The sequence below is a fragment of the Pontibacterium sp. genome, from assembly GCF_041587635.1.
GTDB lineage: Bacteria > Pseudomonadota > Gammaproteobacteria > Pseudomonadales > Balneatricaceae > Pontibacterium.
This window is the reverse complement of record NZ_JBFGYC010000598.1, coordinates 1-2365: the sequence shown is the minus strand read 5'-3', so window position 1 is coordinate 2365 and position 2365 is coordinate 1. Positions and strand designations below refer to the sequence as shown.

General features: G+C 50.3%; 3 protein-coding genes. 2 read left to right on the top strand and 1 reads right to left on the bottom strand.

Annotated elements, in window-relative coordinates; genetic code table 11:
• The coding region (locus tag ABYW01_RS19600) for a GGDEF domain-containing protein (protein ID WP_372836058.1) at window positions 1-617 on the top strand (617 nt) is incomplete at its 5' end.
• A gap of 118 nt (window positions 618-735) precedes the next feature.
• Window positions 736-1734, top strand: coding sequence for an adenosine deaminase (locus tag ABYW01_RS19595; RefSeq protein WP_372836056.1), 999 nt, complete (start codon window positions 736-738; stop codon window positions 1732-1734).
• 106 nt (window positions 1735-1840) lie between these two features.
• Here the strand turns inward: ABYW01_RS19595 and ABYW01_RS19590 are convergent.
• A partial coding sequence (locus tag ABYW01_RS19590; protein ID WP_372836054.1) for a cation transporter occupies window positions 1841-2365 on the bottom strand: 525 nt, incomplete at its 5' end.

Genomic DNA, 2365 nt, shown 5'->3' with positions numbered 1-2365 from the left:
GCGGAAGAATCTGTGAACGGGATGAAAATGGATCACCCACCCGCGCCATGGGTTTAGTTCACAACATCACCGACCAGAAGCATGTGGAGCTTAATCTGCAAAAACTGGCCTCCTATGATTTGCTGACCAGTCTGGTTAATCGCCGCGAAGGGATGAAACAACTAGTCCTGCAGATGAGCCTTGCCCAGCGATTGAAAACGCCACTCGGCATCGCCTATCTCGACATTGATCACTTCAAGCGCATCAACGACGTATTTGGCCATCAGCAAGGTGATGAAACACTGAAAAAGTTGGCGAAAGTACTGCAGCACGCTATGCGTTCATCCGACACCATATGCCGCTGGGGTGGTGAAGAGTTCCTGCTGTTTGCCAACAATACGAACCTCGACGACATGGTGGCATTAGGCGAAAAAATCCGGCGCGAGGTACGAGCCGCATTTTTCGATGACCGTTGCCCCATCACCATCAGTCTGGGCATCACCACCTCCAACGGTGAAGAGGAAATCTCCGAGGCCTTAGCGCGTGCTGACACCGCTATGTACAGGGCCAAACACAACGGACGGAACCGTGTAGAGTTCACCTCCCCCGATATGCAACCATCACAGGTTGAGCTGTAACCCTCCGATATTCTCCACAAAAAATGGTCATTCGTCCCGCGTAACGCCCCTCAGGGCGTTACGCTATACCGCTATGCCCGTCTACACTAAGAGCTATCAGTAACGCAGAGGCCTAGATATGGAAAATTTCCTTAACGCGATGCCCAAGGCTGAACTCCACCTGCATATCGAAGGCACCCTCGAGCCGGAGCTGATGTTCAAGCTGGCTGAGCGCAACGGAATTCATCTGCCCTATGCATCAGTAGAACAACTCAAAGCCGCATACGACTTTGGCAATCTTCAGGAGTTTCTCGACCTTTACTATCAGGGCGCAGATGTTCTGCAAACAGAACAGGATTTCTACGACCTGACATGGGCGTATATCGAACACTGCCGTGCTCAGCATGTGATCCATATTGAACCCTTTTTTGATCCTCAGACACATACCGACCGGGGCATTCCCTTTGCTACGGCAATCAACGGCATAACGCGTGCACTAAATGACGCAAAAACCCAATTTGGAATGAGTTCCGGATTGATCATGTGTTTCCTGCGCCACCTGTCTGAAGAGCACGCTTTCGATACATTGCGACAAGCAGAGCCACACTTGGACAAGATCATCGGCATCGGACTGGACAGTTCAGAACAGGGCCACCCTCCGGCCAAGTTTGAACGCGTTTTCGCCAAAGCTAAATCCATGGGACTGTTGCTTGTTGCCCATGCGGGTGAAGAAGGCCCCGCACAAAACGTCATCGATGCGTTGGATATTCTGCAGGTCGATCGCATCGATCACGGCGTTCGCGCATTCGATGATCCTCAACTGATCAAGCGACTGGCAAAGGAGAAGATCGCCCTCACCGTCTGCCCACTCTCCAACACCCGCCTCAAAGTCTTCAGCGATATGAGCGAACACAACATCCTGCAAATGCTCGACGCCGGAGTAAAAGTCACCGTGAACTCAGATGACCCAGCCTACTTTGGTGGCTACCTGACTGAAAACTTTATCGCGCTGTACCGAGCTTTAGATATGACCAAAGAACAGGCGTTGGAACTGGCCTGCAATAGCTTTGAATACAGCTTTGCCCGCCCGGAAAGGAAAGATGAGATGTTGGGATTGTTAGAGCAGTATCGAAGTTGAGTTAGGTGAGTAGCTGTCCCAATGGATTTGACTGCTCGTATTGAACCCACAGCACAAACCAAGCTCCTTCAATGGAAGCGCCTCAGGAACTGGTTACCATCTGCTCTTAAGACCCCTTGGTGCTATTAGACTTTGTGGCGGTCTGCTCCGCTTCTTGTAGAATTTGGACCCCACCGCGTACAACGATAAGCGATATTATGCTACCTATAACGAGGTCGGGGATATGATTACCTGTGATAGAGACAAGGATCCCAGCAATAATTACTCCGAGATTAGCTATCACATCGTTGGTTGAAAAAATCCAAGAAGCTCGCATGTGTACACCTCCATCTCGATGTTTAGAGATTAGAGATAAGCAGGTTAGGTTTGCGGCAAGGGCAATACCACCAACGACCATAATGAGCGTACTTTCCGGCTCGCTGCCAAAGTAGATACGCCTGAGTACTTCCACCATCACAGCGACACCAAGTAGAACTTGTAAATAACCGCTGATCCGAGCTGCATCTGCCTGTTTTTTCTTAGCAGCACCTACAGCAAAATATGAAATACCGTATACGGCAGCATCTGCAAACATATCCAACGAGTCCGCGATCAGGCCTGTCGACTGAGCAAAAATGCCCAATGCAAGCTC

Coding starts and splice junctions, on each gene's coding strand:
- ABYW01_RS19595 (WP_372836056.1), top strand. CDS start 736: ATGGAAAATTTCCTTAACGCGATGCCCAAGGCTGAACTCCACCTGCAT.